General features: G+C 44.3%; 19 protein-coding genes and 1 tRNA gene. 3 read left to right on the plus strand and 17 right to left on the minus strand.

What is annotated here, in order from left to right; translation table 11 throughout:
• Window positions 1–8 precede the first annotated feature (8 nt).
• Window positions 9–710 carry an ABC transporter ATP-binding protein gene (locus NMM13_RS01495; protein ID WP_049514710.1) on the minus strand — a complete coding sequence of 234 codons (702 nt, stop codon included), beginning with the start codon at window positions 708–710 and terminating at the stop codon, window positions 9–11.
• Between the two features lie 168 nt (window positions 711–878).
• On the opposite strand from NMM13_RS01495, the gene NMM13_RS01500 reads away from it, so the two are divergent.
• Both NMM13_RS01500 and NMM13_RS01505 read left to right on the plus strand, forming a co-directional pair.
• Window positions 879–2,225, plus strand: coding sequence for an Nramp family divalent metal transporter (locus tag NMM13_RS01500; protein ID WP_003013089.1), 1,347 nt, complete (start codon window positions 879–881; stop codon window positions 2,223–2,225).
• Window positions 2,226–2,718: 493 nt separating this feature from the next.
• Window positions 2,719–3,261 carry a TetR/AcrR family transcriptional regulator gene (locus tag NMM13_RS01505; protein ID WP_049483745.1) on the plus strand — a complete coding sequence of 181 codons (543 nt, stop codon included), beginning with the start codon at window positions 2,719–2,721 and terminating at the stop codon, window positions 3,259–3,261.
• A gap of 416 nt (window positions 3,262–3,677) precedes the next feature.
• Here the strand turns inward: NMM13_RS01505 and tehB are convergent, their stop codons facing one another.
• The 16 genes from tehB to NMM13_RS01585 form a co-directional block, all read right to left on the minus strand.
• The gene (gene tehB / locus NMM13_RS01510) at window positions 3,678–4,538 is read right to left on the minus strand and encodes an SAM-dependent methyltransferase TehB (RefSeq protein WP_254727144.1); all 861 of its coding nucleotides are present in this window, start codon (window positions 4,536–4,538) and stop codon (window positions 3,678–3,680) included.
• 119 nt (window positions 4,539–4,657) lie between these two features.
• Complete coding sequence (locus tag NMM13_RS01515; RefSeq protein ID WP_254727146.1) at window positions 4,658–6,391, minus strand: C69 family dipeptidase; 1,734 nt, start codon at window positions 6,389–6,391, stop codon at window positions 4,658–4,660.
• Window positions 6,392–6,566: 175 nt separating this feature from the next.
• Complete coding sequence (gene smpB / locus NMM13_RS01520; RefSeq protein ID WP_003005443.1) at window positions 6,567–7,034, minus strand: SsrA-binding protein SmpB; 468 nt, start codon at window positions 7,032–7,034, stop codon at window positions 6,567–6,569.
• Entirely contained in the window at window positions 6,997–9,357 is a 2,361-nt protein-coding gene (gene rnr / locus NMM13_RS01525; protein ID WP_254727149.1) for a ribonuclease R, read from the minus strand. Before rnr ends, smpB begins: the two co-directional genes overlap by 38 nt.
• A 96-nt stretch (window positions 9,358–9,453) precedes the next feature.
• Complete coding sequence (gene secG / locus NMM13_RS01530) at window positions 9,454–9,687, minus strand: preprotein translocase subunit SecG (RefSeq protein ID WP_003008189.1); 234 nt, start codon at window positions 9,685–9,687, stop codon at window positions 9,454–9,456.
• 41 nt (window positions 9,688–9,728) lie between these two features.
• Window positions 9,729–9,878, minus strand: coding sequence for a 50S ribosomal protein L33 (rpmG, locus tag NMM13_RS01535; RefSeq protein ID WP_003005699.1), 150 nt, complete (start codon window positions 9,876–9,878; stop codon window positions 9,729–9,731).
• Window positions 9,868–11,067, minus strand: a complete 1,200-nt coding sequence (locus tag NMM13_RS01540) for a multidrug efflux MFS transporter (RefSeq protein WP_277612641.1) — start codon at window positions 11,065–11,067, stop codon at window positions 9,868–9,870. The genes rpmG and NMM13_RS01540 overlap by 11 nt, the downstream gene beginning before the upstream one ends.
• 16 nt (window positions 11,068–11,083) lie before the next feature.
• Window positions 11,084–11,680, minus strand: a complete 597-nt coding sequence (gene coaE, locus NMM13_RS01545) for a dephospho-CoA kinase (protein ID WP_254727153.1) — start codon at window positions 11,678–11,680, stop codon at window positions 11,084–11,086.
• Entirely contained in the window at window positions 11,681–12,505 is an 825-nt protein-coding gene (mutM, locus tag NMM13_RS01550) for a DNA-formamidopyrimidine glycosylase (protein WP_201087818.1), read from the minus strand.
• Window positions 12,506–12,550: 45 nt separating this feature from the next.
• Window positions 12,551–13,450 carry a GTPase Era gene (gene era / locus NMM13_RS01555; RefSeq protein WP_003004993.1) on the minus strand — a complete coding sequence of 300 codons (900 nt, stop codon included), beginning with the start codon at window positions 13,448–13,450 and terminating at the stop codon, window positions 12,551–12,553.
• A gap of 29 nt (window positions 13,451–13,479) precedes the next feature.
• Window positions 13,480–13,878, minus strand: coding sequence for a diacylglycerol kinase family protein (locus tag NMM13_RS01560; RefSeq protein WP_021153635.1), 399 nt, complete (start codon window positions 13,876–13,878; stop codon window positions 13,480–13,482).
• Window positions 13,859–14,356: an rRNA maturation RNase YbeY gene (gene ybeY / locus NMM13_RS01565; protein ID WP_003005431.1), complete on the minus strand. Its 498-nt coding sequence runs from the start codon at window positions 14,354–14,356 to the stop codon at window positions 13,859–13,861. Before ybeY ends, NMM13_RS01560 begins: the two co-directional genes overlap by 20 nt.
• Window positions 14,357–14,453: 97 nt before the next feature.
• Window positions 14,454–16,190 (minus strand): tetracycline efflux ABC transporter Tet(46) subunit B, encoded by a 1,737-nt coding sequence (tetB(46), locus tag NMM13_RS01570; RefSeq protein WP_254727156.1) that lies wholly within the window; start codon window positions 16,188–16,190, stop codon window positions 14,454–14,456.
• Between the two features lies 1 nt (window position 16,191).
• On the minus strand, window positions 16,192–17,916 hold the full coding sequence (tetA(46), locus tag NMM13_RS01575; protein WP_254727159.1) for a tetracycline efflux ABC transporter Tet(46) subunit A: 1,725 nt from the start codon (window positions 17,914–17,916) through the stop codon (window positions 16,192–16,194).
• Between the two features lie 392 nt (window positions 17,917–18,308).
• Window positions 18,309–18,381 (minus strand) — tRNA-Thr (locus tag NMM13_RS01580).
• Window positions 18,382–18,431: 50 nt separating this feature from the next.
• Window positions 18,432–19,001, minus strand: coding sequence for a GNAT family N-acetyltransferase (locus NMM13_RS01585; RefSeq protein ID WP_014713679.1), 570 nt, complete (start codon window positions 18,999–19,001; stop codon window positions 18,432–18,434).
• A 200-nt stretch (window positions 19,002–19,201) separates the two neighbouring features.
• Here NMM13_RS01585 and ald point away from each other — a divergent pair, with 200 nt between their 5' ends.
• Window positions 19,202–20,314: an alanine dehydrogenase gene (gene ald / locus NMM13_RS01590; protein WP_041826407.1), complete on the plus strand. Its 1,113-nt coding sequence runs from the start codon at window positions 19,202–19,204 to the stop codon at window positions 20,312–20,314.
• Window positions 20,315–20,339: the final 25 nt, after the last annotated feature.

Genomic DNA, 20,339 nt, shown 5'->3' on the forward strand with positions numbered 1-20,339 from the left:
CACCTCTTCTAATATTCTAGCGTAGCAATATCTTGAGGAAGCTCATTGATTTCTACCGACTTGACCTTGGCATCATGCATGCGAATCACACGGTCTGCAATCGGAGCTAGGGCACCATTATGGGTTACGATGATGACCGTCGCTCCCTTTTTTCGAGACATATCCTGTAAAATCCCCAATACTTGCTTACCCGTCTGGTAATCCAAGGCTCCCGTTGGCTCATCACAAAGGAGAATTTTAGGGTTTTTAGCCACTGCCCGAGCGATCGCCACCCGTTGTTGCTCTCCCCCTGACAATTGGGCAGGAAAATTATCAAGACGATTGCCAAGTCCTACTTCTTTCAAAACAGCTTCCGGATCCAGAGCATCAGAAACAATTTCTGAAGCCAACTCAACATTCTCCTTAGCTGTCAAATTAGGGACCAGATTATAAAATTGAAAGACAAAACCAACATCATCTCGTCGATAATCCGTCCGTTGATGAGCATTGAGTTTTGCAATATCCACTCCATCAATCAGAACCTGACCCTCGTCATTGGTGTCCATCCCCCCTAAGATATTGAGAACCGTTGATTTTCCAGCTCCTGATGCTCCCAAAATAATGACCAACTCGCCTTTTTCAATCTCAAAGGAAACATCCCGGTTAGCGAAAATCTCTGTCTCTCCACTCGTATAGCGCTTGTAACAGTGCTGCATTTCGATGTAGGCCATTTCCTCTCCTCCCTCCTACTTCCTATCTATATTATAGTCCTTTTCTGATAGATTACAAAGAAATCGAGGTAGTAGAAAACAAGGTTATCCTAAATTATCATGAAGGATTATAAATTTTATGCTATAATTAGAGACAAATTTGAATTATTCTTAGAAAGAAGGCTCATTGTGAGTTTACAACAGTTTGAAAGGAAATCACTTCAAGAAATCAACCAATCTATTGACGTGCCAAAAGGGATCCCTTTTTGGAAGACTCTCCTGCTCTTTTCAGGGCCAGGAAGTCTAGTAGCTGTCGGCTATATGGATCCGGGAAACTGGATTACGAGTGTCGTTGGAGGGGCCCAATACCGCTACCTCCTCTTATCAGTGGTTCTTCTCTCGTCTTTAATCGCCATGCAGTTGCAACAAATGGCTGGTAAACTAGGGATTGTCCATCGTAAGGACCTGGCCCAAACAACCGCCCATCATTTACCCAAATGGCTTCGCTATACCCTTTGGATTGTGATCGAGCTTGCCTTGATGGCGACAGATTTAGCAGAAGTCATCGGATCAGGGATTGCCCTCCACCTTCTTTTTGGCTGGCCCTTGCTCTTTTCTATCCTGATCACTATCTTTGATGTCTTTCTATTACTGGGGCTCATGCATTTAGGATTTCGAAAGATCGAGGCCATTGTATCAACCTTGATCCTCACGATCCTTGCAATTTTTGGCTATCTGGTATTCCTATCGAAACCAGATATCGGAGGAATCTTCGCTGGCTTCCTGCCTCAAAAAGAGGTGTTAGGAATTGGGCTTCCAAAAGGAAATGAGGCCTTGACCTTGGCGCTTGGAATCATCGGGGCAACCGTAATGCCCCACAACCTCTATCTCCACTCTTCCATTTCGCAAACGCGAAAGGTGGACTACAAAGATCCAGCAGATATCAAACGGGCAGTGCGCTTTATGACCTGGGATTCAAATATTGAATTGAGTTTGGCCTTCGTCGTCAACTCCCTCCTCTTGATTCTTGGAGCAGCCCTCTTCTTTGGTCACGGAGATAAGATCGGTGCTTTCTCTAGCATGTATAATGCTCTCAAAGATAATCATATTGCCGGCGCTATCGCTAGTCCCTTCTTGTCCACCCTCTTTGCCATCGCTTTGTTAGCCAGTGGTCAAAATTCAACCATTACCGGGACCCTAACCGGTCAAATCGTTATGGAAGGTTTCTTGAGATTCCGCCTGCCACAATGGGTCGTTCGTCTCATGACTCGGATCATTGCCCTTCTTCCTGTCATCATCGTTGCGATCTTATTTGGTGATCAGGAACATGTCCTCGACGACCTTCTGGTTTATTCTCAAGTCTTCCTATCAGCGGCTCTTCCATTCTCCATCTTCCCTCTGGTTTATTTCACCTCCAACAAGGAAATCATGGGAGAACATGTCAATGCGAAATGGAACACTTTCTTAGGTTATCTCGTTGCGATTGTCTTAACTATCTTAAATTTCAATCTGATCGTGACAACTTTTATCAAATAAAGAGAGAGTGGGACAGAAATCGGTAATTCGTTAGAATTCGATTTCGTCGTCCCACATCCGCACAGTTGAGTAGGGCTGTAAAAGCTGATGAAATCAGTGTAGTAGAGCCCACTCAACCACTGCGTCTTGCTCGACAATCCAAAAATGATTTAGAGGCTAGGACTTTTGTCCCAGCCTCTTTTGGTTTATTACACTCCCTTTTCCATCTTGCTCCTCCTTTTCCTAAAAATTTCCTGACCATTTTTTTAGGAGGGAATTATTTTAAATCACTAATTGTTGTGAGATTTTCACAAAATCTTGCCAGTGCCCGTCACTCATAAACTTGTAAAATTTTTGTACATTTTTCGTTATCTGTACAAAAATGAGAATTGTTGTCTAATTTATTCTTTTGGAGTATAATGCTCTTTGTTAGTGTCGTGAAATTATTTAACATATAAATTATTTTAACGTCAAATAAATAAGAATAAATTTATACAATTACAGAAAGGAACATATGGTACGCCAAAGACAAACAACAACCAAGTCAGACTTACGAAATGCGCTCTCAAAACTCCTCTTGCAACAACCTTTTGAAAGCATCACTATTCGACAATTAACTGAAACCGCTGGGATTAACCGCGGGACCTTCTACTTGCACTATGTCGATAAATACGACATGTTTGAGCAAATGAAAATGGACATGATGCAAGAATTGGATAGCCTCTTCGTTGAAGGAAGCCCTGTCAAGGTGAATTTTCTCAATGTCTTGACTGCTATTAAAGAGAATTATGATTTTATTTATGCCTTGTCCCAATCCTGCTGCTCGGACTTCCGTAAATTGGTAAGAAGTTTTACCCTCCATGCACTAGACGATACTCCCCATGCGAAAGAACACATCATTTCAGACTTTCAAGTTCCATACAAGTATGGGCTAGAAATTTTCATCGCTACGATTGAATCTGTAATTGTGACCTGGTTAGAATCCGGTGCCAAGGAAGAGCCAATCGAAATCGGGACGATCATTCTCAGCGTCTGCGACTTTGCTAGCTGGAACTAAATTCCCCAACCTTTTCCTACCTTTATGGAGAAGGTTTTTCTTTTTGGCAAATGAACAACATATAGATCACCTTGTTCAACTTGTTTGTAGAAAGCAAAAAAGCAGGATGCTAGGCTCCTGCTTTTAGAATGTAGACAAATTACTTTAAAGTAAAATAAGTTAAGCGATTTTGCAAAAAAAAATAAAAATGAGTTCCAATTTTTAAATCGATTCAAGAAAATACCGAAACTTTCCGCTGTGAGAAAAGTGCCTGAAACAATAACATTTCAGGCACTCGGGAGTTTTGAGACCCTAGGCTCAAAACTAAGTCTTGGAACTTCGAAGAAGTTCGCTGACGTCCGTACTCACCTAAGGAAAGTTTTTTATATGACTTTGTCTTCAATCTGAGGGCAGGATCTTAACATCCTGCTTTTTCTTTATTTTTTCTTTGCCAACATGGTTGCAAATCGAAGTTGAATCCGATGGCCATTCTCATCTCGACGATGGAGATGGCCAGGATTTTCATTGTACTTGACCAATTCCCAATCCTTGTAATACTCCGCCAATTCTCCTTCTTTAAAGGTGAACGAGAAGGGCATCTGGCAAGGATAATCTTCCGTATCCATGGCACAGACAATGAGATTGTAACCACCTGGATTGGTATGCTCTTGCATATTGCGGATAATCGCTGGAATCCGATCAGCGTCTAAAAACATGAGGACCACAGTCGATACGATGAAATCATAGTTTTGGGTAAGAGCTGCAGAATTGATATCATAGAGACCCACAGGCATGTCCAGATCTTCCTCAGCGACAATACTTTGTAAGATCTCAAGAGCCAGTTCATTTTGGTCTACTGCTGTCACGTCAAAGCCATGTTGGGCCAAAAAGAGGGCGTTGCGTCCTTGCCCGCATCCTAGATCCAATGCCTTTCCAGCGGGGACAATGCCCACTGCTTCTAGCACTTCTGAATGGACAGGATTGGTGTTGTACTTTTTGGGGAAATAGTCTTTTGGCTCACAGTAAAATTCTAGGTACCACTCCACATCGTCAGTCGCCGCTTCCACACGGTGCCAGGCCTGGGGTTCGGCCATGGGGTTTTCTGCTCCTGCTTCAAAGAGGTGGCTCGCAATTTCTTCCCCCTCTTCGGTCAATTCAATAAATCGTAATTGACCCTTTAAAACTGTAATCTTTCCCCAGGTTCCTACCTTGGTATTGTGCTTTCTTTGAAGAGCTTCTGGCATGGTATCCTTGGTCCAGATAGGCATGCGCTTGTAAGCGATCAATTTTTGTGTCATGCTGCTTCTCCTTTTTCTTTCTGTACCCTTATCATACAGAAAAAAGCCCCTTTTTACAAGTTGGAAAAAGAGGCCCCGCTTTCTAGCGGAACCTCCATGTTAGGATCTCATCATCCTCTTTATTTTTTTGATTTCTTATAAAAGAATCCAGCCAAACTAAATCCACAAACGGCCAATACTCCAAGAAGGACTGAGAAGACCACACTTGAATCTTGGGTCTGGCTAGCCTTTTTAGGGGTATCTCCAAGAGCTTCCTGACAAGTTTCTGGCTTCTTATCTGAAGGATCTTTTTCAGCAGCAGCCATTAAGTTCGCTTTATTATAGCCATCATAGACAAAGTCTGCTTCCAAGCCCTTTTCCTCACGGATCTTATCTTCCATTTCCTTTTCAGTAGCCTTGATTTGTTTGAAGATTACATCCGCACGGTCCATGGATTCCTTGGTGACTTCACCTTGAAGGGCTTTGGCTTGGTCATCTGTGAGACCACTGTATTTTTTATCCAAAGCAGCTTGTTCCTTGATCCAGCCGGTTTCCATTTCTTTCCATTTATCTTGGATACTGGTACCAAAGAGGTCTGGATATTTCATGACCATTTGGTCGATGTGCCAAACAGCCCAATACCATGAAGTTGGATCGTACTTAGCAGAGCGGACTTTAAAGGCACCGTAGGTGTCATTGACCAAGCCATAGAATGGGACATATGGGGTATTGCGACTTTGGGCAAGACCCAACCAAACGATTCCACCAAATGGACTTGGCAAGTCTTTCTTGATTTGATAGACATGGGCATCAATGACGTTTTCATTTCCTAGAGCATACTTGTATTTCTTGGTATCGACTTTTTTTCCTGGTTCGGCCAAGTCATCTGCTGTAAATTGTTTGAGGTGTTCAAAACGGTTCCGTTGTTCTGCGAAAACATCTTCTAGACTATACTTTTTAGAAGGATCTGTTGGTTTACGAAGCAGATCAAAGTGTTGATCATCATATTTGACATCCGCTTTTGGATCCATCAAGGTAATCCCTGCATAGGTCCGTGAGCGGTTGCGTTCGGTGTATTCGTCCGGACCATAAGAGTCCGCAATATGGAACTTGCCATCCTTATCCGTCTTATAGTGATCTGCTTTCTTAGCTACTGCTTCTACATCTTTTGAAGCAATGACATTGTCCTTATCCTTAAGATCCACATGTCCCAGATAGTAGGTATTGGCAAAAATAGCATAGCGGTCTTGTGGGAATTTAATAGCCACATATTGGTGACCTGAGAGGATTTCCATGTACCAGAGCTCATTTTTATCTGCTACAACGATAATGTTCCCTTCGGCAGAACCTTTTTCATCCAAGGTCTTGGCAACAATTTCGATTCCTTCTCGAGCAGTTTTTGCACGAGGCAAGACCAAGTCGATCATGGAAGCTTCTGGTAGGCCATCCTTGACCAAAGGGTCGGCTTTCAAAATCTTGTCATGAGGAGTCGCTGATACTGTCGCTGTCATTGACACGCCCACTTCATTAAAACCATGAGCTCCGAAATTCCCGTTACTTCCATCACCACGCGCAGCATCATAGGTCGCTGTGTACTTCATTTCATGGCTCAAATGAGGATAGGTAAAGCCATTGGACTCATCTTCGATCTTATCCCCTTCCTTGTAGTCCTTTGCTGGAACTACAACAAAGTTTTGATTGTGGCGCCCACCATCTGGTGCGTAGGGATAGTCCTCTGTACGGCCATAGAGCATGGAGCCATCCGTGGTTAAGTCCTTCCCTACAATGAAGGCCGAACAGGCTTGTGCGACCTGCACAGGGAAGAGAGCGATCAGCATGAGGCCAAACAGTAGTTTGAATAGGATTTTCTTCATAGTCTTTCTCCTTATTGACTACAAAAGAGGCTAGAAAAACTTTCAAGCCTAAGAAAAGCAACTATACCAACACCCTAATTTTAGTATATAATATAAGCATTTCTTTTGCAAGCGATTACAAGCAGAAACCATAAAAAAGACAGATCTGAAACAAGTTTCAAAACTGCCTTTTTCTTTAACGTGTATTGTATTGTTTCATGACCCGTGCGATGTCTCGGTTTTGTTCCCGACGCTTGATGGATTCACGCTTGTCATAATCATGTTTCCCTTTAGCGAGTCCCAAAAGCAATTTGGCATAGCCGTCCTTGAGATAGACCTTCAAAGGCACCAAGGTCATTCCGGTCCCTTTGGTGTCTTGGTCCAGCTTTTGGATTTGCTTTTTATGAAGCAGGAGCTTGCGACGACGGTCTGGATCTTGGTTCCAGATATTGCCTTCTTCGTAAGGAGCAATGTGGACATTGCTAAGCCAAACTTCGCCATTTTTTACTTGTGCAAAGCCATCTTTCAAGTTAATGCGTGCTGCACGGACACTTTTGATCTCTGTCCCCGTCAGCACCATCCCTGCTTCAATCGTATCCACGATGGTGTAGTCATGTCTCGCCTTTTTATTTTGCGCGACTACCTTTCCTTCGCCCTTTGCCATGTTTGGCTCCTTTCTTTGCTACTTCCTTGTAAAATGGTTTCTTCCCTTTTTTCTTTTTGGATTTATAGGAAGAATCTTTCCGCTTGTCATCTTTTCTAGCAGTTGATCCCTTAGAAACTTTTTTGTCCTTGCGTCTGCGATCTCTACGATTGCCATCTCGGTCACGTCCTTTAGACTTGAGGCCTTTTTCGACGACATCCCATTCACTTGGAATATAAGAGAAATCAATCTCTCCTGTCATCTTGTCGGCTCTTTCTACCTTGATTCGGATTTGCTGACCGACACGGAAGGTTACTCCTGATTTTTCCCCGCGAAGGGTTAGATCTCGTTCGTTAAAATGGTAGAATTCAGGGAGATTGGTAATATGGATCAAGCCTTCAACCGTATTTGGCAACTCCACAAAGAGGCCAAATTTTACCACACTGGAAACCACGGCATCGTACTCTTCCCCAACATAGTCTTCCATGTATTCTGCCTTCTTCATGGCTTCTACTTCGCGCTCCGCATCAATAGCTCGACGTTCCCGACTAGAGGATTGGCTGGCAATGTCCGGAAGGACTTGTTCAAAGTGTTCAGCTACTTCTTGGGATTTTCCATATTCGCGCACCATTCGATGAACCATCAGGTCCGGATACCGACGGATGGGACTGGTAAAGTGGGTATAATACTCAGCAGCAAGCCCATAGTGGCCATGGTTATGCTCTGAGTAGCGAGCCTGCTGCATCGAGCGCAACAACATCATCGAAAGGACATCTGCATAGGGTTCCCCTTCGACCTTGCGCATAATTTCTTGCAGGGCTTCTTGGCTCATCTCACTAGCCGTTCCGTAGATTTGGATCCCGAAGCTAGAAGCATAATCGATAAACTTCTGTACTTTTTCTGCCTTTGGATCTTCGTGGATCCGGTAGATGAACGGCAGTTCTAGTCGTGTAAAGTGCTCCGCCACTGTTTCATTGGCAATCAGCATAAAGGACTCGATCATCCGCTCAGCAATTCCTCTTTGACGAAGGACGATATCGACCGGTTTTCCTTCTTTATTGACCAGGATTTTAGCCTCATTGGTATCAAAATTAAGGGCGCCGCGACGAATCCGCATGCTTTCTAGAATGCCATGCAAGGTGGCCATTTGATGAATACTTGGGACAATTTTCTTAAAGGTTTGAGCCTTTTCTTCGTCGCCCGCTAAGATATCATTGACGTCGCTATATGTCATTCGGAAGGTTGTATTGATCACTGTTTGGGTAATGGTATGCTTGACGACCTTGCCATGAGGATCGATCTCCATGATGGCAGACTGGGTCAGGCGGTCCACATTCGGATTTAAAGAACAGATCCCATTGGAGAGACGCTCTGGCAACATGGGTACTACTCGGTCGGTCACATAGACAGAAGTCGCCCGATTAAGAGCTTCCTTGTCGAGTGCTGAACCTTCTGTAACATAATAAGAAACATCTGCGATGTGAACACCCAGCTCAAAGTTGCCGTTCTTGAGTAGCTTGATATGGACTGCATCGTCCAAGTCTTTGGCATCTGCCCCATCGATGGTAAAGGTGATCTCCTCTCGCAGATCTAACCGTCCCTCTAAATCCTTTGCAGACGGTGCATCTGGAACATTCTCGGCCTCTTTCAGCACTTCTTCTGGAAATTCTGAGACAATGTCCATGGATTCTAACACTTCCAAGACATCGATTCCTGGATCTGTCACATGACCGACCACATCCCGCACAGTCGCCACAAAATAATTGTGCTTGCGGCTCGGGTATTGATCAATTTCGACCTTGAGGATTTCGGTCCCTTCCAATTGAATGGCTGGCTTCTTCACATAGATCAGCTGGCTGATCTTTTGATTTTTCGAACGAATGTAGCCGGCATATTTAGGTTTTTCCTCATCCAGAACGATTTGTCCAACTACCGTTTTGATGCTATGCTCCAAAACATCAATAATCTTAGCTTCTGCTGCTGTTCCTTTGTTTCGGTCTGCCACCTTGGTAATGACGATCTCAACGGTGTCACCATCGATAGCGTGGTTGACATCATTTCGGCCAACAAAGAGGTCCTCTTCTTCGCCTTCTAAACTGACAAAGCCAAAGCCATTCTTATGCGCATGAAAGATCCCCTTGAGGGTAATAGCTGGGGCCTTCTTTTGAGCCAAACGAAGAGAGCCATCATCTTCGAATTTCAACTCATGACGGCGTTCCATCAGAGAGATGGTTTTGACCAAGTCACGGAAATCCTTAGACCCTTCCTTTCCTAGAGCTGCTGCCAGATCATTGATCTGGGCCTTGTCATGCTCTTGTAAATATTCTTTAATACTTGTTTTCATTGATTTATTTGCTGGTTATCCAGCCTCCTTTTTTCTATCCACTTGTGTCTTTGTTTTACAAAATAAAAATAGGCAAAGACATTGTCTGAGCCTATCTTATCTACTAGAAAGTACCATTAAGATCATCGCGATCAATAACCAAAAGAAGATCATAATAGCTGTTAAACGCTGCATCACGGCTTCAAACCCGCGCGCTTTTGAACGTTCAAACAAGTCATTTGAGCTTGCGTCAAAGACGTTGCTCGATTGGTTTTTTGTTGGTTGCATAAAAATTGCGATAATAATCAATACTGATAATACTAGTAAAATAGTTGTTAATGCTCCGCTCATATTCAAAACTCCTTAAAATCTTCACTATTATACCATGAAAATCATTTTGATTCAATATGTAAGGTTACTTTTCTTTCCTTGGGACAATACTTCAAGACCTCGATCTTTTCAGGATGGGTTTTGGTATTTTTACTGGTCAAATAATTCTGACTCCCACAGCTGGTGCAGGTCAATTGAACTTTAATTCGCACGTACGTCTCTCACTTTCAAATACTTTCTAAATAAGAATAAGAGGAACATCAAATCGGTAAAAGCCAAAAGGGCTGTACCGTAAAATACCCAATGATAGCCAAAATGCATGAAAATACTCGACCCCATCATTGGCCCTAATACACCACCTAAGTAATAAAAGAGCTGGTTGTAGCTAAAGATCCGAGAAATCCCTTCAGGAGGGGTTAAACGATTCAATAATGCAGAAACTCCAGGTAGTAGGGCTCCTGTCCCGATCCCAAAGAGGAAGCGTAAAATCCCTAATTGAAGGGGTGATTGCGCTTGGGCACAAAGGATATAGAGACAGCCACTATAGAGAAGGGCGATTAATAAGAGCCGGTGATTCCCGATTCGGTCTCCGAGTTTTCCCATCCAACCTGAAAAGAGCATACTAGAGACTCCCATAGCTGAAACAATCATCCCCGATACAAAGATCAGGTTATCTCTTTGTCCCAAAGCTCGCACATAAAGAGGCAGGATCGGAGAAATAGATTGGGCGATCATTTGAATGGTCATGCTGGTCAAAAAGAGTCCCAAGAGGATATCTTTTTGCTGAATGGACATGAGCAACTCCCAACTGGATTTTTGTTCTTCTTTTGGAAGGGGCTCATAGTCTTCCTCAATGCCCCAGAAGGTTAAGAGGGAAACCAAAAATAAGAAGAAGCCGACCAAGAGAAAGACATTGCGCATGCCTAGATTTTCAGCAATGAGTCCCCCAATCAAAGGCCCCATCAAGGTTCCAGCCACGACACCAGTCGATAAAGTCCCTAGAGCGTAGCCAGATTGGTCCTTTGGAACTTGACTGGCAATCAGGGCTGTACTATTGGGGACAAAGCCTGAAAAGACCCCATTGAGCAAGCGTAGGACCAAGAGCCAAAAGACGGATGGTACAAAGGCAATGCCTCCCATGGTCAGTGTCATGGCAATGGAGGCTCTAAGCATCATGGGTTTTCGACCATAGCGGTCGGCTAAGCTCCCCCAGATGGGAGACATGATCGCAGAGGTCACAGAAGAACTCGCAACGGCTATGCCAGCATAAAGGGGAACAGCCTTGCCCGTAACACCCAACTCTTCCACAAAGAGGGCCATAAAAGGAACGACTAAAGAAAGGCTGGCTCCGATGAAAAAGCAGCCGATCCAGGCAATATATAGATTTTTACGCCAATTGATTTCTCTTGTGATAAAATCATCTTCTTTCTAATTGTTTTAGGGCTGCATCTAATTGAGCATAGAGGGCCGTTAGATCGCCATTATTGTCTAAGACCAGATCTGCATGGGCTCTTTTTTCATCTAGCGGCATTTGAGACGCGATGCGTTCTTGGGCCTGCAGTTCTGATAAGTGGTTGCGTTCCATCAGACGCTTGAGCTGGGTTTCTTTTGATACAGCTACCAACCAGACAGATTCAAACCAATCTTCATAGCCTTGCTCGATTAAGAGAGGAATATCCATAAAAATGAGATCGGATTGTGCAGCTTGTCTGTCTCTTACCTCAGCTAGAGCCTCACGAATAAGCCTTCCTTGGACGCGATTGGACCAGTTTCTTTCACTAGGATTTGAAAAGATCCGCTGACCCAAAGCGACGCGGTCCAGCTCTCCTTCTTTGGTAAGGATCTCTCTCCCAAAATGATCTACTAAGACACGGTAGAGAGCTCCTCCTGGTGCTTGCAAGTCATGGACCACTCGATCAGCATCAATAACCGGATAGCCTTTTTCTCTCAAATAGGAGGTGACAGTGGACTTTCCTGAAGCAATCCCTCCTGTTAATCCAATGATTCTCGCCATCTAGTTCTCCTTTTGGCAGTGAGGGCAAAAATGGGTTCCACGTCCCCCCAGCTGAATTTTCTCAATCGGCGTCCCGCAGCGCAAACACGGCTGGCCTGTTTTTCCATAGACCTGGTGTTCTTCCTGCATGGTGCCGTCTTCTCCAAAAGCATTGCTGTAGGAGCGAATGGTGGAGCCACCCTTTTCAACAGCTTGAGCAAGCACAGCAATCGTTTCTTTGCGGATTACTTTGGCTTCTCTAGCAGTCAAGCTTTGACCCAAACGGGCTGGATGAACCTTGGCTCGATAAAGGACCTCATCCACATATATATTGCCCAGACCAGCCACTAATTTTTGGTCTAAAAGAGCTGATTTAATTGGTTTCTTTGATTTTTTAAGAGCTGCTTGGAAGGCTGGTTCTTTAAAATCCGCTTCCGTTGGCTCTGGACCAATCTTTTTCGCCAAAAAATAGCTCTCGACAAGCTCAGGTATGAGGACTTCCATGGTCCCAAACTTGCGGACATCTTCATAGACCAGAGTGCTACCATCTGTAAAATGAAAGAAGACATGGGCATGCTTGCGAAGAGGAACCTCGTCTGGATAAAAGAAATACTTGCCTTCCATCCGCAAATGCGAGATGAGGACCAGATCCGTCAGATAAAATAAAAGGTATTTCCCACGGCGCCCCATGGCCCGAATTTCTTGGCCTGGGAGATCTTGTCGAAAAGCATCCAGATCCGTCTGAATCATCTTTGGATACTTTACTTCCACTGACTGGATGGTTTTCCCAAGAATTAATTTCTCAAGACCTCGTCGAACGGTCTCTACTTCTGGTAATTCAGGCATAGAACTCCTTTCAAAAACAAGAAGCAGGCTTCTGCCCACCTCTTCTTAATATTCTTTTTCGTTGTATCCAAAATCGGCAAGATCCAATTTCTTATCCCGCCAATTTTTCTTGACCTTGACCCATGTTTCTAGGAAGACCTTGTCCCCTAGCATGAGCTCAATATCCTTACGCGCAAGGGTTCCGATCTTCTTAAGCATGGCGCCGCCTTTTCCGATGACAATACCTTTTTGGCTATCGCGCTCGACCATGATGGTTGCACGGATATGGACCTTATCTGTCTCTTCATCCCGCTTCATAGAATCCACTACTACTGCCACAGAGTGGGGAATTTCTTCCCGCGTCAAGTGCAAGACCTTTTCACGGATCATTTCAGAGACCAAGAAGCGCTCTGGGTGGTCAGTGATTTGGTCAGCAGGGAAATATTGAAAACCTTCTTCTAAGTTTTCACTTAAAATATCAATCAAACGCGAAACATTGTTTCCTTGAAGGGCTGAAATCGGCACGATTTCCTTGAAATCCATCTGACTACGGAAGTCATCGATTTGCGCCAAGAGTTGGTCAGGGTGCACCTTGTCGATCTTGTTGACCACCAGAATAACCGGCACCTTAGCAGCCTTGAGGCGCTCGATGATCATGTCATCGCCCTTCCCACGTGGCTCATCTGCTGGCACCATAAAGAGAACGGTATCCACTTCTCGAAGGGTACTATAGGCCGACTCCACCATGAAGTCTCCAAGCGCTGTCTTGGGTTTGTGAATCCCTGGGGTATCGATAAAGACGATCTGTTCCTTATCCGTCGTATAAATCCCCATAATCTTATTGCGCGTTGTCTGCGCTTTGTCACTCATGATGGCAATTTTTTGCCCCATGACGTGGTTCAAAAAAGTTGACTTCCCAACATTGGGACGTCCTAAAATGGCTACAAAACCTGATTTAAATGTCATATTATCCTTTCACGAGGGCATACTCCCTCTTATCCAAATACCAAGGCCCAGAATTTGGGCACAAAAATCACCAGTCCTGTTAGTAGGGCAAAACCTGATACGACAAGGACTGCTCCAGCCGCCATGTCTTTGGCATTCTTTGCCAACATGGAGAAATGGTAGTTACTCGCTAAATCCACCACATTTTCAATGGCTGAATTCATAATTTCAAAAGCAATCACCAAGGTGATACTGAGCAATAAAAAGAGCCACTCTGTCGCAGAAATCCTAAACACCAAACCAGCAAGAATTGCTGCAAGGGCTGATAAGGCATGCTTGCGCATATTGCGCTCTTCCTTGATCGAAGTAAAAATTCCTGTTATCGCAAACTCCAGGCTTGAAGTGAAGTCCCGATTTTTCCATTTTCGCTTATTGTCTTGTGAGTCCATAGGCTGTCAAAATCTCTTCCTGTAAGCCAAACATTTCCTTTTCTTCCTCCGGCGTATAGTGATCATAGCCATTGATGTGAAGAAAACCATGCACTGCTAAAAATCCCATTTCGCGCTCAAAGCTGTGGCCATATTCTTCGGCTTGCTCACGCGCTTTGTCAATTGAAATAAAGAGCTCACCAATATAGGTATCGAATTCAGCCATCATCTCTGCCAATTCTGGATTTTCTGCAAGGTCTTCCTCATCAAAAGAAATCTCCATCTCTGGCTTGTATTCTAAACTGATGACATCCGTCGGACGATCCGTATCACGGTATTCAAGATTTAGTTCATGACTGCGTTCATTGGTTACAAAAGTCACAGCCATTTCCTTGTCTTCTTTCCCAATTTTTTGAGCAGCAAATTCTAAAATTTCTTGCGTTTGTTTTAAGATTTCGTCAGAGACTTGACCAGTCTCATCTACCATTTCAATATACATCTGGATCACCTCACTATTATCACTTTATTATATCACAAAAACCAGCCTATATACTAGATACAGGCTGGTTTTCAATCTTTTTCTTTGCAGGACAATCTTACACAACTGTTTGCTGGATGGCATTCATCTGGGCATAGATCCCGCCTTGTGCAACCAGTTCTTCATGTCTACCACGTTCCACAATGCGTCCTTCGGATAAGACTAAGATCTGATCCGCATCTTGGATAGTGGACAAGCGATGGGCAATGATAAAGGTGGTCCGGCCCTTTTGCAGGACTGCCATAGCCTTCTGGATGATTTCTTCTGTTTCCGTATCGATGTGAGAGGTAGCCTCATCCAAAATCAGAATTTGCGGATTCATATAGAGCGTCCGCGCAAAGGAAATCAATTGGCGCTCGCCACTTGAAAAGGCGGATCCTTTTTCTACGACTGGATGGTCGATTCCCTTTTCAAGGCGCTCTACAAAGGGCCAAGCTCCGACTTTTTTCAAGGCATCTTTGACCGCATCCCGATCAATGTGATCCTGACTCATGGCCACATTACTAGCAATGGTTCCTGTAAATAGATAAGGATCCTGCAGGACAATCCCCATATGGCTTCGTAGGCTCTCACGAGAGACTTGGCGAATATCTTGACCATCGATCAAAATCGCTCCTTCTTGAGGATCATAAAAACGATAGAGCAGGTTCATAATCGAAGACTTACCCGATCCAGTATGACCCACAAGAGCGACGGTTTGCCCAGGACTTGCTTGAAAGGCAATATCCCGCAGAACTGGCTTGCCTTCTTCATAGGCAAATTGAACGTCGTCAAACACGACTTCTGCCTTTTCTATATTCAGTTCCAATGCACCATCAGCCTCTAACGGTTGGTCTAAGAAAGCAAGGACGCGGCTCCCCGTTTCTAAGGATCGCCGAATATTTGGGAATTGACGACTAAGATTGGCCATGAGATCAAATAGATTAATCACATAGTTAATATTGATAAATAAGAAACCAGCCGTCACACCGATATTACCCTGTAGGAAAGAAATCCCAGCGATAGTCAAAATGCCTGCAATCACTAAAAACTTGAGCAATTCTGTCAAGGTCCAAGAAGCAATAGAATCGGCTAAGAGGATTCGATCATTGGCTCCTAACATCTTCTGAGTAGTGGCTTCAAACTCATCCACCACACCAGGCTCTTGATGATAGAGTTGAATCATACTGGCACCATGCAAGAGTTCATTGACCTGGGTATTGACCTCGCTTCGCGCATCAAAGAAATCCTTCATAGGCTGGTCCGTCATGACCTTGTAGAGATACTGGATCCCATAGAAAATCGGAAAGACCAAACACAAGAGAAGGCCCATCATAGGACTCAGGTAAAAGAGAATCCCTAGGATAAAGAGGAAACGCACCAAGTAGATGACTAAAATCATACAAGAGTTATAAAACTGGGTCCGCAAGGTCTCCGTATCATTGACAATTCTTGTCGCGATCTTCCCAGCCGGCTTATCATCAAAATAAGAAATAGGCAGTCCTTGCATGACTTGAAAGGCTTGGTCTCTCAGACTAGCGGTTACTTGATTACTTCCATGCAGTAAGATCCGATTGCCCATGTAGCTAATCAGCTGCCCCAGGCTCAAGACCAAGAGATAGAATCTTCCCATCTGAAGCAAGTCCCCTTGTCCGCCACCGTGGGTCAGTGCGGTCAAAGGCCCATCGATCATCTTTTGGAGAAGAAAGGGTGACAATTCAGAAAAAATGGTGGCTAGTAAGAGGCAAATAAAGCCAGCAAGAAAGACAGTTGGATAAAGCGTGATCCTCGATAATAATCGTTTCAATACTTTCATCTTATTCTCCTTCCTGTTTTTGTTGCCGTTGGTATTGTTCATAATACCAGCCCTCTTGAGCTAATAAATCACTAGCCCTACCTTCTTCTACAATACGACCTTGATCCAAGACGATGATCCAATCCGCCTGATGAACAGCAGACAAGCGATGAGAAACAATGATGGTCGTCTTGTCTTTTCGTTCCTTTTGAATCGTATCAATAATGGCCTGTTCGGTCTTCGCATCCACCGCTGAAAGGGAATCATCTAACAGCAAGAGCTCTGCATCTCTTAAGAAGGCACGCGCCAAAGAGATCCGTTGTTTTTGACCTCCTGATACAGAGACCCCTTTCTCACCGATCAGGGTGTCCATTCCCTGAGACATCCGCTTGAGATCATCCGCAAAAGCAGCTTGGGCTACTGCTTCCACCAAGTCTTCTTGGCTGGCATCTTTTTTACCAAGCGCTATATTCTCACGGATAGACTTAGAAAATAAAATATGTTCTTGGGAAACATAACCAATTTTTTCTTCAATCGAGTGTCGGTTGTAGTCCACGATCGGTTGCTGGTTGATCAAAAACTCTCCCTCACCAACTGGGTACTGCCGCAAGAATTGTCGAACAAGGGTAGTCTTTCCTGCTCCGGTACGACCAACAATCCCAACCGTCTGTCCTTTCTGAATAGTCCAATCAATGCCTGACAGGCTCTTTCGCTCAGCACCAGGATAGCTGAAAGAATAGTCCTTAAACTGCACCAAATCAATCTGTTCTAGGTAGTGAGAACCATCTGGCTCCAGATCATCCGTTTCATCAATCACTTCTTTTAATTTTTTATAGGACATTTGCCCTGTCTGGTAGACCAAGATTAAGTCTGCCATCATCCACATAGGCTCAATTAAAAAGACCAAATACAGCTGTAAAGCCAATAATTTCCCAAGACTCAACTGCCCGCTTGCCAGGGACTGGCCTCCAAATAGCAGGAGCAAGACTGTCGAGAATCCAATAAACAACAGGGCTAAAGGTCCAAAAGAATACTGGATAGAGGCAATTTTGTCCCCTGTTTTGGATAGACTGGCTGTTTTCTTCTGAAACTGTTTGACTTGCTGGTCCCGTCTACTATAGGCCCGCATGACCCGGATTCCTTCGATGGACTCCAAGACTTCATCATTCAACTGAGCGACTGCTTCCCGGTTTTGCTCAACATACTCCTCCTGCTTTTTACTTAAAAAATAGGTAGAGACGACGAGGAAGATCATAGGAATAAAGGAAATCAAGGTTAATTGCCAAGAAATGAAAAACATGGTCGGAATAATAAAGGCAAACAAGCCACCGCCAAACAGGAGCACCATCATCCCGTAACCAGCCATATCGGCCATCCCATCCACATCTGTCGTGAAGCGCGTCAAGAGGTCCCCTGAACGGAATTTCTCAAAAAAGGGACGCCGCATGGCTACTAGCTTACGAAACGCTTGTCCCTGAAGGGTTGCCTTGAAATGGACTGACGACTGAAAGAGTCGCAACTGCCAATAAAAAGCCGTTAGATAATTGAGGATGGCTGATCCTACCAAGAGGACCATATCCCATACAAAGTTCGATTGCGTCAGCGTCCGCTGACTCAAATGATCCACTAAGCGCTGGATGACTTGCGTCGGGATCAATAAGGTGTAATCATAAAGAATCAGGACCATAGCGATCTTCACATATCGCCACTTGCGCTCCCTGATATACTCCCAAATAGCTCTGATCATATATTCTCCTTTTCAAAATGGCACAGAAAAACCCAAGCAAGGAGCTGAGAGCAGTCTCAGTCCACACTTGGGCCTTCTGATACCTATCACCAATTCAGTTAAGGCAGGTAAAAATGCATACAAAAAACCCAAGACAGACTCCTCCATCTTGGGTTCCATTTATAGTTTACATCGAACTCAACTGAGATTGGAGAAGCTGTGTATTCAATTGTGTCATCAAAACATCTACTTTGTTCATGATGGTTTTCTCCTTTCTCTTTGTTGTTCTAACTTTACCACGTATTTCCTTGCTTGTCAACGTTTTTTTGAAAATTGTTGAAAAAAGCAAAATTTTTAAGATGGAGTCGCAAAAAAAGAAGCCTAGATCTTCTCTAAGCTTCTCTCTTCTGCTATGCTAGTTGCCGGGATTGAACCGGCGACCTCATCCTTACCATGGATGCGCTCTACCGACTGAGCTAAACCAGCAGTACCTATCTACTATATCATGGAGATAGGTCTTTTGTCAATATCCTGACTCATTTTTCTGCCAAATATTCTTCCTTAGTGAGGATATAATGAACTCTCGTCACCATTCTCCCTTTTTCATGCAAGTCTAGCATCGCGTAGGGCTCCTCGTGAGAATATTTCATTCCTGATTTTGCCATCACCCGTCCAGAAGCTGGGTTGTCCTTATCATGAACGGCAATGAGCTTGTTCATCCCTAACTGTTCAAAAGCCAGAGCAATGACTGCCTTGGTAGCCTCTGTCGCAAGACCTTGGTTCCAATAGTCTTTATTCAGAACATAGCCGATACTCCCCTTCTTCAGACAAAGATCCAAATCCAGTAAATCAATCGTCCCGATAAATTTTCCATTTTCTTTGAGCTCGATCCCCCATCTTCCAAGTGGGCTCGCTAGGTAAAAGAGGGCAATATTATTACGCGTCTCTTCTAGACTTTGATTGGTTGGAAAAGTGTAGCGCGTAACTGTTTCATCAGAAGCATACTCAAACATAGCCGGTGCATCTTCAAGAGTGACCGGACGCAAGTGCAAGCGCTCAGTCTCTATTTCTCGATAAGCCGCTAACTTCACATATAAATTTTCCATTTGACACTCCTTCTTTAGGGATTAGTTTAGCAAATAACCTAAAGGAAGGCAAGCTCAAATTTTTCTTGCTTTTTAACCCACTTTTCTATACAATAAAATCAATCAAAACAATCAGATAAGGAGTGAAAAGGTCATTGAGTCAAGAGAGCCATCTCACACCAATGGCCTTTTTACACCTAAATCTGAGCAAGGAGGCAAAAATGCTCATTGGAATTCCTAAAGAAATTAAAAACAACGAAAATCGGGTCGGTTTGACACCTGCAGGTGTACAAAGCTTGGTGAAGAAAGGTCATCACGTTTTGGTAGAAACAAATGCTGGACTTGGTTCTGGCTTTGCGGATGAAGATTACACGAAGCAAGGGGCAACCATCGTTGCAACTGCTGCAGAAGCTTGGGCAGCTGAGATGGTGGTCAAAGTCAAAGAACCCCTCGCTGAAGAATATGGCTTCCTTCGCGAAGACCTCTTGCTCTTCACTTACTTGCATATGGCCGCCGCACCTGAATTAGCAGACGCTATGGTCGCAGCCAAGACAACTGGGGTGGCCTACGAAACGGTGCGTGACTTAGATGGACAATTGCCTCTCTTGGTGCCAATGAGTGAGGTTGCTGGACGGATGGCCGTGCAAATCGGTGCTCACTTCCTGACCAAACAAGAAGGTGGGTCTGGTGTCCTCCTAGGTGGAGTGCCAGGTGTTCCCAAAGGGAAAGTCACCATCATAGGAGGCGGGGTCGTTGGAACCCATGCAGCTCGGATCGCCCTTGGACTCGGTGCCCAAGTGACTATCTTAGATATCAGCGCTAAGCGTTTGGCAGTTCTGGAAGATGTCTTTGGTCACCAAATCCAAACCCTTATGTCCAACCCATTTAACATTGAAGCCAGCGTCCGTGATGCCGATGTTGTCATCGGTGCTGTCTTGATTCCTGGTGCTAAAGCTCCTAAATTAGTAACAGACGATATGGTTAAACAAATGCGTCCCGGTTCAGTCATCGTCGATGTGGCCGTTGATCAAGGTGGTGTTATCGAAACAGCAGACCGTGTCACAACGCATACGGAGCCAGTTTACGAAAAACATGGCGTACTCCACTATGCCGTTGCCAATATCCCAGGGGCTGTCGCTCGTACCTCTACTATCGCCCTTACCAATGTTACACTTCCTTATGTCGAATCCCTAGCTGACAATGGCTTCCACAAGGCAATTTCCCTCGACGAAGGCCTGCGCCAAGGGGTCACCACTTACCAAGGTCACATCACTAGCCAACCCGTTGCTACCGGTTTAGAGCGTGACTTCACACCAATTGATGAATTGGTTTAATATCTAACATTCAAAAGGCAAAGAT

This window comes from Streptococcus sp. CF8_St5-11 (assembly GCF_024295625.1).
GTDB lineage: Bacteria > Bacillota > Bacilli > Lactobacillales > Streptococcaceae > Streptococcus.